Source organism: Acidimicrobiia bacterium, from assembly GCA_018057765.1.
Classification (GTDB): domain Bacteria; phylum Actinomycetota; class Acidimicrobiia; order IMCC26256; family JAGPDB01; genus JAGPDB01.
Genome location: JAGPDB010000012.1, coordinates 38260 through 53839, shown reverse-complemented (window position 1 = coordinate 53839; position 15580 = coordinate 38260). Strand labels below are relative to the sequence as shown.

The following is a 15580-nucleotide window of genomic DNA, read 5'->3' as shown; positions in this document are numbered from 1 at the left end:
GACGGCGGTACAACATCACTCGACAATTTGGTTTTGCTATGTAGACAGCACCACACCATAACGCATCAAAACAAAATACCAAAACTTACTACAACAAACAAAAAACAATACGCCGACCTACCACCACCAAATTAGCAACCGTTCTATTGAAAAGTTAAGGGAGGTTTGCCCAATAATTAACCACCTATTGCTACTGGAACTCCTGACACCCGAACGACAAGACCATCACTGTCAGGCAGTAAATCTGAATTGACGTATGCGTTGGCAACACTCCTAGATTCTTTAATTTGTGATGAAACGAGATCTCTTAACGTTTCAAAAAAGTTGCTGTCATCGACATCTATTATTCGTTCGCCTGATCGCTTTGAGCGTTTAACAAAAAATTCTTCTAGAAAACCTCTCGCCATTTCTATTGATATAGTTGGCCCTGTCAAAACCGACTTATTACCCTTATGTGTGTTTGCAATTTCAGTACCAATTTTACCCATACCCATTTCCTCTTTAAACACTCCTATTGCACAATGATTCACCCTTATTTCAAAGCTGGAACCATCAAGCTTTCCAGATAAAATTAATTTCATGATTGTTGGTCCACAACTTGGCCTATTTTCAATTTGTGATTTCCATTGTGCCTCAATTTCTAACACTGCAAGATCACTCGAACCAGCTAATGTTCTTAGATAAATATCAAATTTCTCAGGCCTATAGGCACCTTCTAAAGCACAACCCGCACCTAAATCTCCTCCTACATGTATTGATACGGGAACATGTAAAGACGTACCATTTGGTAAAAATTGTAAAAGTTGTGAAGTCGATGGAGCCATTGGTTTTCCTAAATTTAATAAGATGCGAATTAGAAGTTTATATAAGTGCTAACAGCTACGACAGTAACAAGCGTCGATAGCACGACATTGAAGAGTGCAGCTACATGAATTAAGACTGCCGGCAAATAACATGGTTACTATTATAACTAACTATTTAGTATCGAACAAATAGAATCCACCATACAAGCAACATTTCGTCTATCATATTTCACCAATGAGGATAATTGTCGCAGACTGCATAGTAACTTATGAAGGCCGACTTGGCGCAAAATTACCTTTGGCGCGAAGGTTGCTAATGCTTAAAGCAGATGGGTCAATTGCTATTCATTCAGATACATCAGCATTTAAACCTTTAAATTGGATGAACCCGCCTTGTATAATCAATTTTGATATGAAGGACAAAATTATTGTACGCAACAAAAAAGGCGAAGAGCTACATATTGACCTACTTCAAATTATTCATGATTATGAAATGGAACTAGGCGATGAGCCCGGCCTTGAAAAAGATGGAGTTGAAAAAGAACTACAAGAACTTATTGCTGCACGAGTTGAAAAACTACAAGAAGGTTTTGAATTAATTAGAAGAGAATTCCCAACCGATATTGGCCCTGTTGATTTATTGTGTAGAGATAGTAAAGGTACATGTATTGCTGTTGAAATAAAACGTATTGGCGAAATTGCAGGGGTTGATCAACTACTACGATACATAGATAGAATCTCTCTAGATGATCGCTATTTGGCTAATGGTAAAGTCAAAGGTATGTTTGTTGCAACCATAATTAAACCACAAGCGAAGGTTTATGCCCAATCACGCGGAATTGATTGCGTTGAAATAAATATAGATGATTTAAGAGAATCAAAATCTAACTTTTTAAAATTATTCTAAAAAATATAAGAAAGAAACTCGGTGATTGCGCCCTTAGGTTTTAGTACTAACACCTATGAGAGCCATCACGGGCGGCTTAAATTGCTGGAAAAGAAAATACTTCTCCAGGAAAAATTAGATCAGCATCACCACTTCGAATATTTGCTCTATTAGCATCAATTAATTTGACCCAATAATTTGCAACTTCAGCATTAGTTGGTGAATGGCCCAAATTTTGCTCAACATGTACCTTTGCTATATTCCAGAAGTTATCACCAGATACAACTGTATAAGAAGTTGAATCTGTTGTAGTTGTTGATTCCGTTGTAGTCGGGGCAGGATCCTGCTTACTAGGAGCGTCATTTGTTCGTTCAACTTTTTCGCCACCAACAATAACTCCTGGAGAAGGAACCACCGGTTGAGGAGTTTGTGTAGTCACAGGCACAGTTGTTTTCGGTGTTGTTATAGGAACCTCAGCATTAGTTGTAGGCGCTGATGGAACAACAACCGATGGAGCACCACTAGTTGGAGTTTTAGGAGTTACTGGTATATCTTCCGATGGAGAATCACTAGTAGTTGGAGTTAAGACATCTTCTGAAGGAACGGGAATATTTTCTCCAACAGTGCCAGGACTTTCCGTGGCCGTTGTATCTACTGTTCCTACACTTTGTTTAAGTACCACATCTGGTTGATTCAGACTAACTGGTATTTCACCTATAGTACTTGCTCCAACAGTGGATCCGATTTCAGAGGCTCCTGGAGTATATAAACCACGCATATCTTTTATCGTTGTAGTCACTGAGGTAGGAGCTGCAACTTTTGAAGCATCTTGATGTGCAAATACTGCAGACGCGCCACCAAAAACCGTTCCTCCAATTATTGTTGCGGCCAATGCTCCATCAATTGCTTTTCTAACAAATGGTATTGTTGCAAATTCCATCGCACGAAGCATTGCGGGAATTTTAAATGTTCTCGCTATTAAATAAATTACCGATGTTGCTAATACCCAATATGCAAGAACTAATGCGAACATTCTTATTGATGCAGTAAGTGCTACTTCTGGCGATGTGATATCTAGCCATCTAGAGAATTGCGAGAAATCAATTTGCATACGATCTAGTGAACCTAAATAATGGAGCCCAACGATGAATCCGATTTCCATAGTAAGTATTAAAAAAAGGCTTCGTAAACCGCTGGCCCTTGATGTTGGCATGGATGCTGTTCTGGTCATTTTTACCTATTCCTCTGGCTACTTATATACATTTTGCTTAAGTAGCACTATTTGTACTGTTATTGTGCCTCGAAATCGTCAAAATTTCAAGGGGAAATCTCATTCAATCACCACATATAATACAATATGACGCATTTTATTGCAATCTCCTGTGAACAAATTACTATTATTAGCAATTGTACTGTTAATTTAGCCTTTTATAAACTAAATTTATTCAGTTCTTTTATCGGCAATTAGTGGAATTATCCCTGCATTTTCTGCAATTTCATCAATTAATACAAGTCCCGCTTTTAGCCTAAATAATATATCGTCGTATGTCGAACGCTTAGTTATAAAATCAGCAATCTCCTCAAAATCATAACTAAAATTAACATAAAGCAAAAAGGCTCTAGCTAAAACTTCGAACTGTCTATCGTTAATACGCCTATGGGCATTAGGACTTACTCTTACTTCACCCTCGAATAACAAATCAGCAACCTCTGCTACCTTAGCTTTGTGAGTGTGGATACCAATCTTTTCTAATCTATTAACTACGTCTCCTGTAGAACCAGAGTAGTTATCTTCCGCCATACTATTTCGACGTGTTGACAACTTACTGGCAATATCACCAAGCTCTTCGGATATTTCATCTGCCATAGTTAATCTCGTACCCTTATTTGTTGCCGTCATTGACATCAATTTACCTTTCCTTCATTATATCTTGAATTTTTAAGTTTTGCTTGATTATTTCCATTTAGGTTTAGCCGGTTCCTCTATTTCTTCTTCTGTTTCATCTGATATTTGTGGTGTTTGTGCCGGCACTAAATTAGGTTTTGGTGATTGACTTAAAGCTGATCCCCATGCTTTTCTTGGCTGCTCTATACGATCAACTGGTTCATCTTTTTTTGTTATATCTACTTTAGGAGTCTCAGGTGTTGATTGAACAACAATTAATTCTTCTACAAATTTTGGTTTTGAGCCTTTTGACCATTTAGAACTAGGGCTCGATGTTGTAGTTGTTGCTATCTTAGAATCATCTAGTAAGCCAGCTGTGCTCTCGCTCTGAGTTTTGTCGGGGATGACAACCGGTTCTTCAGACAAACCGCCACTACTTGGTTTCCATTTTGTGGGAGAAGACTGCGGTGCGGTCTTCTCAACTGGCTCTGGAAAAATGACCCCACCTGTAGTTGAAGCTCCAGCCCCACCTGGAATTTGAATTTCAGTACTGGCAGAACCAATTCCACTAGGTGAAGTTGGTGTCGATGAAGCAGGAACAGTAGTTGTCCCACCAACTTGGTCACGCAATCTTAATTCTGCCAAAGCTTTATCAAAAGCACTTAATTGATCTTCGCTAACAGGTTCACTTAGACGTTGCCCAGAACCCATTCCAGGAATACTAGGAGTGGGTCTGTGCTGAGGCTCATGGCCGCCAGCACCAATTACACCGCCACCACCAGGTTGATCAGCACTACTAATGGGCGTCGTATAAGATTGTGCAGGCCCAGATGCGTCAATAGACCACTTAGCAGGCGATCCAGGCGCTCCTGTACTTGCACCAACTTGATTTTGTGGACCACCAGCTCGTTGTGAATTATCATTCGGTATGGCTTCAACGCCAGGAATAGAACTTTGTGGCTTAGAAATACTTGAACCAGAACCCATAAAATTCGATCCTGATTTTCCACCCATCACACCTGGCAAAGTACCATGTTCAACTTTATGTTTTAATTCTTTATCTTTATACCATGCACGTAAAACTAATTTAGCTGGAGCGAGTTGACCATAAACTACAATACCTTCACCAAATTTCATACGTCGTAAATATGAACCCGATGCTAAAGTTCGTTGTTGTAATGATTCAGTTGTCGAACGTTCACCTTGTGCAGAAAAAGACACAGAGGTTGAATCAATTTCTTCTTCACCTATTAGTTTTGAAACGTATTCCAATGTTCCTGAATCTGAAATACCACTAAGAACAACTTTGGCACGATGGTTATTCACAACTGTGCGTGCGCGCTCTTTATAACGAGCTTCGATCTGTGCCATATCCTGAAAAATAGTTACAAGCTGAATACCAATACCAGCAGCAGTTGAAGCAATAGCATCAAGGTCATCAAGTGGAGCGATATTTGCAGCCTCATCAATAACAATCAAAAGAGGCGGATCAATAATTTTATTTTGTTTACCAGCAAGTTCATATGCAGAAGATTTCATCTGTGTAACAATTGCCGTAAAAATTGTCTGCAAACGGTCTTGCTCATGTGAGGGTGCACAAATATAAAGTGTGTTATTTTTTCCGTTCAATAATTCGCTAGGAAATATTGTTGGGTTAGAAGCAGATTCGCATACTAAAGGATCATTATATGCATTAACAATTGTTTCAGCTGTTGTAAATACAGAAGATTTAGTTCTTTCATCACGTGCCATATTTGCACGAAATGCTGTCATTGCTTCTGGAATACCTGTTGTTTGTAAAATATTGAGAACTTCTCGTTCTTCCATTGTGTCTATCCAACGTAAAACTGTTGCCATGTCTAGCCCAGCATATGAAGCCGCAAATAAATATGGCGCTAAAGCTTTTTCTGCAATTGAAAACCAGAAATCTCCATCAGACATTCCGCCACCAGCAGCTTTATTTGCTTTAGCTAACCAACTGGCTACTTTACGTGCACCACCCCAATCGATAGCTTGACTTAATGGAGACCAACCAGCTCTAACATCTTCATAATCGAAACCAGTTGAACGCGTAGGATCAAATAACCAAACGTCGCCTTGAGTTTTTCTCCATTTAAAAGTATCTTTAACTAAATCGTTTTTAACAGAGGCAGCAATTACTGGGCCTTGCCAATCAAGTATTGCTGGGACAGCAAAACCAGTTGTTTTACCAGTTTGAGTTGGACCCAAAACAATAACTGATTGTCGTGGTTCAGTTGCTATAAGTTTTCCATTTGTGCGACCTAAAATCACTCGACCTTTAATTCCAGGGCCTGGGACTATTAAAGTTTTAATATCTTTACTTTTTGCCCATTGTGCTGCATTGGGATCTTTCTTTTTACCATTTCCAATAAATTCTTTTCCAAATTTAATTAAGAATACTGCACCTACAATTAAAAACAAGAGAGTTAAATAATAGAAAATCGGACCCGGAACTGCTCCTCGTGCTTCTTTAGGCCAACCAGAAGAAGGTTTACCAGGGTTGGACAACACCCCGCCAATGATGCCTGGTATATCACTAGGTTGTGCACCTGGTCGATCAAAACTAAAAAGTATTCCTGAAAGTTCACCAGCGGTAAACATCAAAAAACCAGCTGCGGCAAAAATGCCTAAAAGGTAAGCACCAATCGATTCCATAGAATTTAAACCGAGATTTTTGGTAGTTGGTGCACTGCTATTCATGTGCTTGACCCCATTTACCTTTTGGTTTTTCTTCTTTAGGTTCCACTTCTTGAATCTCTTGAATCTCTTGATTATTAGTACTACCCCAACCATCTTGTGTTGGTTCTTTGCCAGTCATTGCTTCAATATATGCATCTGCACGTTCAGTATCTCCAGCAAATAAATCATTTATTTCTGCTGAAAAACTTCCAAATGATGCTTTTTCTTTATAATCTTGATCGACTTCAAGTGGATCTGGTCCTGGATCATTACTATATTCTGGAGCTACTTCATTCTCGCGACCAGTACTAATCATACCTGCATCAGTATCGACTATAGAGTTTTCCATGTCCCCAAGTATATGCTGAACTAAGTGAGAACTTTGACCAACTTTCCAAAGTGCTTGACCACGACGCAGTAAAGGCATTAACTCTGCTTCAGCGGAAGTGAGTCCGACCATTTCTGTTGCGAGTTTAACTTCGGATACAGGTTGTCCATAAATAATTCTAGTTTCAGTATCTGAGAGTAAACCTTTTGCTAAGTTGTATGCTTCTGATCCTGCTGAACCCGATGCTTGGAGGTCAGATACACGGTGCATAATGGCAACGTTGGCTGTACCATAAGTACGAGATAATTTATAGCTTTGTTGTAGCCATCGTGCAACACCAACATTGGCTAAAACAGCCCATGCCTCATCAACTACAATGAATCTTTTTCCTGCATTAGGTCGAGAAATAGCAGCTTGAAGCCAAGCTGTTGCACATGTCATCAACAGACCTAAAGCTGACGAAGAAAATACAGCACTTAAGTCAAAGACAACAGTTGGCCCATCCCAATCAACTTCTATATTGGTCTCGCCATCGAACATACCTCGTAAATCACCTTCGCACATACGTCGAAGTTCTAAAGCTAAATCTCGTGAAGCTTTGGCTAACTGATCAGTTGTAGTATTTACCTTTGCAGCCATGTCTGGTGTTGGAGATAAAAGTTTACCTACAACTTTTGGAAGTGTCATTCCTATTCCGTTTGTATCATCACGAAGAGATTCAAGTGCTAAGTCACACGCTGTTCTTTCTTCTGGCGAAAGATCTCTGTTTAATGATGCAACAAGAAGTGATTGTAGAAGTGTTGTTTGACGACGGATAATCTCATCAGGTGTCATAAATTTTGCACCAGGACCAGGGTCCAAAGGATTGACAATTATTGATCCACCAGGCTGTACTTTTATATGAGGAGAATTCAATACTTGTGCAAGAGATCCGTACTCACCTTTTGGATCAAGAATCGCTGAACGTCTACCAAAAACTAATGAGCGTACTAATAAAGATTTAACCAAAGAAGATTTACCACGACCAACTTGACCAAGAACCAACATGTTTGGGTTTGTTAATTTTCCTTGGGCATATAATTCCCAGGGGTCAAAACAAAATGAACCACCCATAATCTCGTGACCAATATATGTACCTCTACCGCCCAAACCTGGGGCAGACATGAAAGGATATATCGCTTGCAAGTTTGCTGTTGTAGTTCGGTGCGAAGGTACAAATATCTTTGTTATGTCTCCGAACGCTGTTGTTTTTCCCATAATTACTTATACTTTTATGTACACTTTCCACTAGTTAAGTCGGAGTCTTCATTATAAAGACTAGACATTGCCAGTTTTTCAATTCTTTACCTTAATCCTCGTCCTAAAGGAAAACTGGTAGCAAATGTTGAGGCTTGCTCTCCGTATAATCTTCTTAATAATATCCTAGATTGGTGTCCCGCTTGTTCAACTTCACTCAAAGTATGTTCTAGTTGTTCTAAGGATTCACCAGAACAAACTACATAAGCACTAAAACGATATGGACCATGACCTTGAGTTAGTTCTAATTCACGTCTTTCTAATTCTTCATAGTCACGTTGTGAACGTTGATGCAAAACAAAACCTGCACGCTGTTTCAAATCCTTATCTGCCATCATTGTAGTTTTTGCGGTTTCAACTTCATGGAAAATTTTACTTGGAGCAAGAGGTTCCATAATCATACATATTGAACGTGTTGCATGGGTATATAAAAGTAGAGGTGCAAAAAAGTCTGCCCCAACTTCTGTTCGTGGCCATTCACTAATCCACAAAGATGCGTGATAGCAAGAATCGGTCCTAATATAACTCCATTGTTCATCTACTGCACTTGGCCAAATATCTGTTGTGACACCGTGGCCACTTTTCGCCGCCTTAGTAAGTTCTTGAATTTTGTTTGGCTCAAAACCAACTCGAAACATTAACGCAATTTCTTCAGGCGACAAAGTACCAATTAGTTGAACAGCTGCACCTGTTAAATGTGCATACATATTATTAAGCTCTGACAATAACACTTCACATGCACCATTATCTCCACCACCGGCAGCTTTAATAGCCTTTGCAGATTTTCCTTGAGAGATCGACATAACAATATAGATTTCATGATTTGTTGTTACGGGTCCTGCATCTGCGATTAATTCTTGATATGCCACAGCAATTGGATTCAAAGGATCCATATCTTGTTCTTGTTGATAATATTTTGCAATTTGGTCACCGTCTTCAGGTATGGCTCGCTCAATCCATTGAATTCTATGAACCGGGGTTCCATCTCTCGCAAAACTCGCGAGGATCTGTGACCATTGACCTAACCTTTGTTCTTGTTCATCAGCATCAAGAAGTGCAAATGCATCTCCTTTTAAAGATATGACAGCAGAGTAAGACCCTTCCGTACTATCTTTAATTACACCGATTGTTCGTCCATCACCAATACCAACTTTTAGAAGCTTTACACCCTTAAATACAGGTGGTGGCAATGCTTTACGAGATGCAGCTTCACTACCCACAAAGGCAGATGCCGTTTGTGTTGTTCGTTGCTTCTTTGTACCTTTACTAATCCAGTTATACATCACTAATACCCATTCATCTATAACACGTCCACCAATAGGCATGAACGCGGCGCCAATAAATACGGATCCAAGAATTGCTCCAATGACTAAAGAGCCACTCATGAATCCAATTAAAACACAAATACCAGAAAAGAATAGTAAAGCAATTTGTATAGTACGAAGACCCATAAGCAACTTTTTACGGTATGCTGGCCCAATCATATAACCTCGTGGCATATTCCCTTACTTTCGTACTTATACTTTTTGTCTTCTTATCTGTTACCTGCTTCCTTGCAGTCTCATATTTTATGACATAATCCTATTTATAGTCGTCGCTTTAGGCCATTAACTTAATGACCTAAAAACTGTTATTTACTAGTTATATTCATTTTTTACATCTCTAACACCTTTTGCGCCTCTGTGGATATTCATGGCAAGTGAAACGGGATTACCAACAGCTAGCTTTCGTCTCATACCGGCTGCATTTAGCTTTCCTTGGCCGTGAATATGACCCCCAAGACCACCCAAAGCTGAGTTTTTCAAGGTTCTTAATGATCTACCTATACTCGCATTAGGACGAGCTTCCTGGTTCTTTCGCTCGTTTCTTAAAGCTCTGTTATTGATACCGTTACCAACGTGTTGACCTAAACCACCATTTCTAAATTTCTTAGCTGGGAAGCCTCTACCATCACGACTCGCTGGGTTATGAGGATCATCAAATTGACTACTTGTATCCCTAACACCTTCCCAGAATCCGCCTGGACCATCATCAGCTGGAGTACCAGCACCTGCTGGAGCCGTACCTGGTGCAGCTGTTGAAGTTGAAGCCGCCGGAGAACCTGGTGTGGCTGTTGGAGCTCCCGGTGCTGGAGTACCTGGTCCAGGTGCTGGGGCTGCCGGTGCACCTGGTGGCGATGACGCAGGTGGACCACCACGGCTAAGAGCTGTTCCAGCGCCTCCGCCACCTATTCCTAGAGTTGCTCCATTCTTTGCAGCACCGAATTGTTGACCCATGTTGGCTTTCAAAGTGGTTGCACTAATGGCACCTCTAACAGCACCTGTATGTAATTTTGAACCCATTGTTTGAGCCATATCGCCAACCGCATCGAATAGTGTAATGACAAAGGTTGGTGCTGCTAATGCAATACCGAAAATTGCTGTAGCGAGAACGAAAGCTCGCATTCCACCAGCATCAGTTCCAGGTGCCCCAGACCCAACTCCACCTGCAGGAGCTGGATGGTCTATTACCCATTGACTAAGCATATTTATACCCATAGATAGAGCCATAACAATCGGCACTTTCGAAACAATTAGCGACATTAATAGTTTGATGAATTTTTGTGCAATTTTTGCTAATGCTGGCCATATAGCCATAGAGAGAGCAATCGGTAAGAGGGCCAAAACCATCAAAATACTAGCTTCACGAAACATCATCAGAGCCCAAAGTGCTAAAGAAACAAATATGAAAGCTCCCACTATAATCACTAAGGCCATAAAGGCTTTACCCATTAAATCTGCCATTAATCCACCCATGGCTAGAGCACCTGCTGTACCTAGTGCTCCAGCAGCACCTGGCGCGCCCATAATTCCACCAGCTGCTGTTGTTCCAAACGCACCAGCAATATTATTTATATCAGCTGCAGAATTATCCGCCATATAATATGAGATTCCATCTATAAATTCGAGCATATATTTGGTTAATGTCGGAGCCAAAAATATACCAAAACCAAAAATTGGAACATAAATAAGTACAACCTTAGCGATAACCACAGGCTTTCCTTGGACCATTCCTTGAATTACAGCACCGATTATCATAGCCATAGCAAGGAAAAATGCAATCGATGAAGACTTTCCATAAAATAATTTCGTACTCTTGTAATTTACTGAAGTTGCGCCTTTTTCACTACGAGCAGCAGCAGCAGCATCAGAGGCACTAGTACTTGCGGGACTCATATGGCCCCCTGAGGTCCTACCACCGTTAGGATTACTAGTACTTGCAGGGCTCATAGGATTGCCAGCCACTTTGATACTTGTTCCAGCAGCTAGTTCTTGGGTACCCTCATCATGATTCACAATAGTTCCCTGAGCATAATATTTTTTTAGAAAGGAATCACATTTCCCTGCGCTAGCTGCATCAAAACCTTTGACTAGATCATTTGAATCGATTACATCCGCTCCACTTCCAGTACTTCTATTTGGCCTACATGCATCAGCGGCCTCACCGGAGCCAGAACCAGTTGCGATATCTAAAATCCAAGTCATTCCCATGACTATTCCTCTTCGAAGCCATTGTTTAATCATTTTTTCGACTTTACAGTCCATCTCAAAAGTACCACAGCTTCTTTTACCTAATGCTTCTTGGTGTGCTTGCCAAACATCCTTTGTTGGATATGCTTCTTTCCATTCTTTTGGAAAACATTTGTAATTAGTTGATGGGACCATGTCTGGTTTTAAATTAAACTCAGCGAGAGATTTTTTCGTAACTTTATCGAATTTAGCTCCTGAAGCGTCACCAACAAGAAATAGTAACATTTCTAAATATGTTGAATCGCCCAATGACCCTAGTCCTATCCAACCGCCATCATGACGCCCACACATATCAGTATTTTCTAAATCTTCTAGTGCTGCTCTCTCGTCTTTTCCGATCATGTCGAATTTTTTTCCATCTTTTTCAGCATCGTCAAGTAATGTGATTACAGATGCTTGAGTAACAGGTGTCGATCCTGCAGATTTTACTGCAGTTGATCCAGTTGTAACTTTATATATATCGTTTAAAGTTTGCGTTTTCTTATCCGCTACAACAGTTTTTACTTTATTAGTATTTGCAAACGCACCTATTGCTGGCAAAATTGACGAAACAGTAGAAAATACCATTATAAAAAGTAAAAATTTTGCAGCAAATTTATTTTTTATCATCGCTTATACTCCTTGAATTGAGAAATTGCTCCAATAAAATTTATTGAATCTAATGGTTGGTCTCTATATTTCCATTCTGGAGTTGGTCCCGGAGATGTTATCCAAGAACTTATCTTCCAATCATTATCTACATAAACTAATTTCATATCCTGGAAATCAAATGTTGATTGAGGTTCTAATTCACCCGCTGATGCCCATAATTCTAGAGACCAAATCGTTAGAGAAACATTTGTACTGTCTGCGGAGTTAACTTTAATTTTTAAAGGAACACTTTGATGAAATGCTTGATTTGCAATTGCACCAGACAACGATTCACGTGCACTAGTTATAGTTGCCGCTAAAGATTTTCTTAATTCTGTTGATTCTGATGTAGTCACAAAATTAATTGCAGCAGCTGTATCAAAGTCTGTTGAGAATAAAAGTTGTGGCCAACTTTCTACATAAGTTGCACCAGCTTTAATTGCACCATCTTCTGATTTTGAAAAACCTGTTGGAACCACTAGCGAGAAATTTTTTGGTCCCGTATTTGTGATTTGTGATTTATCTATTTTGCCACCAAATTCAACTGATTTACTTGATTTATCTTGCTTAGCTAATGTAGTATTTTCATTAGTATTGTTTTTTCCGATTTGGAAACCTATGAAAAACAAAGCGACAGAAAGAAAAATAGCAATTATCGCTATCTGTCTCTGTCGCTTTTGATTTTCATCCAAAGGAGTCACACGACGTTTAATTTTAAATGCCATCTAAACTCCTTTCCACGGAATTTATTGTTTATATTCTTTTATTATCTGATCTAATTAAAATATCGGAAACAGATTTAACCTTTAAATTCTTTACCGAAAGAAGCACCCCATTTAATTAGTTGTGGAGCAGCGATAATTATTGCTGCACAAAGAATTGCGACAAGAACGCCTTTTTTACCTTGAGTAGCTTGCGCTTGGTTTTGGCTCTGTGCTCCGAATGCCCATATGATGGCAGCTATAACAATTGCTGCTACACAAAGTATGAGTCCCCATCCACCAATTCCATTTACGATTGTTAGTAATCGTTCTGCACCTGGAATTTTGGTAGCATCGGGCGCTATAGTAGCGTATTCGTCTTTCATTAGTATTGACATGTCCATTTTTTTACCTCCGTGGTAGATTGAATATTTTTATTATAAATCAATTTCGTCATATTCGCAATATGTATTTACAAATTTTAATTCGTAATCTATAATTGCGATATGAATCCGAAAATAGCGGCTTCCCTATGGAAGAGTAAAAAAGTGCGTGCCGCTGTCGGTATACCAATTTTTAGCATAATAGTGCTTTTTGCAATAATTATTATTGCTGTAGTGGCCATATTGAGTTCTGGTAAAGAAGCACAGGAACAAGCCAATAATGCATACGATAAAATGTGCAATGAAACAGGTATAAGCCCTGGTATAACCTTTGGTGGGCAGATGGACGTGATCCTCCAAACAATCAGGGCTAATGAGCATAGCGGTAATACTGCTCCTGAAATATATCTTGATCCCCCTGGTGGAGCAGGCTCTACAGCAAGTGGGGGTTATCAATTTTTAAGAGGCACATGGAATGGGCATAAATCGATATGGCAAAAATACGGAGATTTCTCTGATGCATATTTAGCACCCCCAAATGTACAAGATGAAGTAGCAAAAGCTGCCGTCGAAAAAATACTATTAGATAATAGCGTCGATCTCGTAGGTCCAATTTGGCTACTAGGTCACAAACCAACTGGTGCAGAATGGGATAAAAAAATTGGTTTAAACCCTACCCCTAGAGAGTATCAAGCTAAATGGATGGGATTTTACAATAAATTTATAGCAGCAACAGGAGCAGGAACGCCAGGAACTTCCGACACTAGTGTAGGCTCTAATGCCCCTCCTCCAATGCTGAGCACGGGCAGATCTAAAGCAAGACCAGATGATAATGTTGCTATAGGACAAGCATATGCTGGGTTTGCATCCGTTTATGCAAACGACCCAGTTACAAACTTTGTTGACCATGGTGACAATAATATTCCAGCTCTCTCAGGCGCAAGCAACAATAACCCCGGAATTGCTATATATAACCATGGAACACTGGGAGGATGGTGGTACGTAGTTGCACCAAATGGAAAAGCTGCAAATGTACAACAGACTGATTACGGTCCCTCAACATCTCGTATGCTTGACATAAATGCAGTAGCTGCACGTTCAGTATTTGGTTATAAAGCTGCATCATTTCCCACAGATCAAGGCAACTGGACAGCTAAATATTTAGGAAGGATAAAACCAGCCCAAGCAGCAACAACTGATGCTGGAGGTGTAGGTGAGTATGCAGAACCAGCCGTAGATACAGCAAAATTAGAGTGCAATTCAGGAGGTGCTGGCGCAACCCCTGGTTTACCTGATGCTTCAGGCTTGCCTACAGGACCAGTTGGTATTACTCAAATCACTAACGTTCAGGGCATACAGGTCAATAATGCTGTGGCTAAAAATGTTGACGCAATGCTTACAGCTATGAAAGCCGCTGGGTTATCTCCTGGCGGGGGTGGCTATAGAGACCCCGCAGGACAGCTATCTGTAAGAAGATCGAATTGCGGTAGCTCGCATTATGCAATTTATGAGATGCCTGCAAGCTCTTGTAGCCCACCAACAGCTCGTCCTGGTACTTCAATGCACCAGCGTGGTTTAGCTATTGACTTTACTTGCAATGGGGGAGGAACTATAGGTTCAGGTAGCGCATGTTTTAATTGGCTTAGAATCCATGCTGCTGAATATGGTTACAAGAATTTACCATCCGAACCATGGCATTGGTCTACAAACGGCAATTAAGATGCATATGGTCATATATTGCTTTAAAGTGGACATAGTGCTAAAGTGTTAGACAGTGAATAAATTTATACATTACAAAAACAAAAATAAGGAGAGACATGGTAAGTGTTAGAGGTCTAGTAGCTGTAATTGGCATAGCAGGAGCATGTGGCGTGGTGGCGACACATTGTGGTGGAGAAGAAGAGGCACCAACACCTGTTGTACAGACTGTTCTTATTAACCCAGAGACAGGTCAAGTGGTACAACCACAAGATGTAAACGGAGGAGTTGAGGGAACTGGACCAGCTGGTGTTGAGATACCAACCGCAACTACAGAACCACCACTTAATACAGTGCAACTAGGCGCGAATGGTGCATGTACATTAACAATACGAGACCCAGCATCTGGAGAAGCCACAGTTATTGGACCCGATGTAGCAGTTGCATTTTCCGGAGTGACAGATCCAGACGAAGCCGAAGTACTTGGCAACGGAGATGTTACTGACTCTTTGAGTGGCGCAGATGGGATACCTAAAGTATGTGGGGATGGGGAAACTGTGGCATTAGGCCAAAGCGATGTAGCGAGCGACGAAGAGCTATTTGCTGCAGCAGCAGCTCTTCAGGAACCACTAGTAATAGAAATCGGATATTAGCTTTATTAATTAATCATAAAAATGGAGGTCTATTTTAGACCTCCATTT

The 15580-nt window shown here is 40.2% G+C and carries 12 protein-coding genes; 3 read left to right on the top strand and 9 right to left on the bottom strand.

All coding sequences use genetic code 11. The features are described 5' to 3' along the window. Window positions 1-176 precede the first annotated feature (176 nt). A complete protein-coding gene (locus tag KBF89_05405) occupies window positions 177-824 on the bottom strand; it encodes a hypothetical protein (protein MBP9115764.1) in 648 nt (215 codons plus the stop codon). Between the two features lie 214 nt (window positions 825-1038). Between KBF89_05405 and nucS the strand changes: the two genes are divergently transcribed. After that, entirely contained in the window at window positions 1039-1710 is a 672-nt protein-coding gene (gene nucS / locus KBF89_05400; GenBank protein MBP9115763.1) for an endonuclease NucS, read from the top strand. A gap of 76 nt (window positions 1711-1786) precedes the next feature. Here the strand turns inward: nucS and KBF89_05395 are convergent, their stop codons facing one another. From KBF89_05395 to KBF89_05360, 8 genes are all read right to left on the bottom strand, one after another. Then, entirely contained in the window at window positions 1787-2920 is a 1134-nt protein-coding gene (locus KBF89_05395) for a LysM peptidoglycan-binding domain-containing protein (protein ID MBP9115762.1), read from the bottom strand. Window positions 2921-3130: 210 nt separating this feature from the next. Continuing rightward, the gene (locus KBF89_05390; protein ID MBP9115761.1) at window positions 3131-3595 is read right to left on the bottom strand and encodes a hypothetical protein; all 465 of its coding nucleotides are present in this window, start codon (window positions 3593-3595) and stop codon (window positions 3131-3133) included. A gap of 48 nt (window positions 3596-3643) precedes the next feature. Then, a complete protein-coding gene (locus tag KBF89_05385) occupies window positions 3644-6295 on the bottom strand; it encodes a type IV secretory system conjugative DNA transfer family protein (GenBank protein ID MBP9115760.1) in 2652 nt (883 codons plus the stop codon). Then, window positions 6288-7859: an ATP-binding protein gene (locus KBF89_05380; GenBank protein MBP9115759.1), complete on the bottom strand. Its 1572-nt coding sequence runs from the start codon at window positions 7857-7859 to the stop codon at window positions 6288-6290. The genes KBF89_05385 and KBF89_05380 overlap by 8 nt, the downstream gene beginning before the upstream one ends. An 86-nt stretch (window positions 7860-7945) precedes the next feature. Further along, window positions 7946-9397 carry a hypothetical protein gene (locus tag KBF89_05375; GenBank protein MBP9115758.1) on the bottom strand — a complete coding sequence of 484 codons (1452 nt, stop codon included), beginning with the start codon at window positions 9395-9397 and terminating at the stop codon, window positions 7946-7948. Between the two features lie 138 nt (window positions 9398-9535). After that, a complete protein-coding gene (locus KBF89_05370) occupies window positions 9536-12076 on the bottom strand; it encodes a hypothetical protein (protein ID MBP9115757.1) in 2541 nt (846 codons plus the stop codon). Further along, window positions 12073-12822, bottom strand: a complete 750-nt coding sequence (locus KBF89_05365; GenBank protein MBP9115756.1) for a hypothetical protein — start codon at window positions 12820-12822, stop codon at window positions 12073-12075. Before KBF89_05365 ends, KBF89_05370 begins: the two co-directional genes overlap by 4 nt. A gap of 74 nt (window positions 12823-12896) precedes the next feature. Next, complete coding sequence (locus tag KBF89_05360) at window positions 12897-13202, bottom strand: hypothetical protein (protein MBP9115755.1); 306 nt, start codon at window positions 13200-13202, stop codon at window positions 12897-12899. A 102-nt stretch (window positions 13203-13304) separates the two neighbouring features. Here KBF89_05360 and KBF89_05355 point away from each other — a divergent pair, with 102 nt between their 5' ends. After that, window positions 13305-14900, top strand: a complete 1596-nt coding sequence (locus KBF89_05355; protein MBP9115754.1) for a M15 family metallopeptidase — start codon at window positions 13305-13307, stop codon at window positions 14898-14900. A 98-nt stretch (window positions 14901-14998) separates the two neighbouring features. Beyond that, complete coding sequence (locus tag KBF89_05350) at window positions 14999-15532, top strand: hypothetical protein (GenBank protein ID MBP9115753.1); 534 nt, start codon at window positions 14999-15001, stop codon at window positions 15530-15532. Window positions 15533-15580 lie beyond the last annotated feature (48 nt).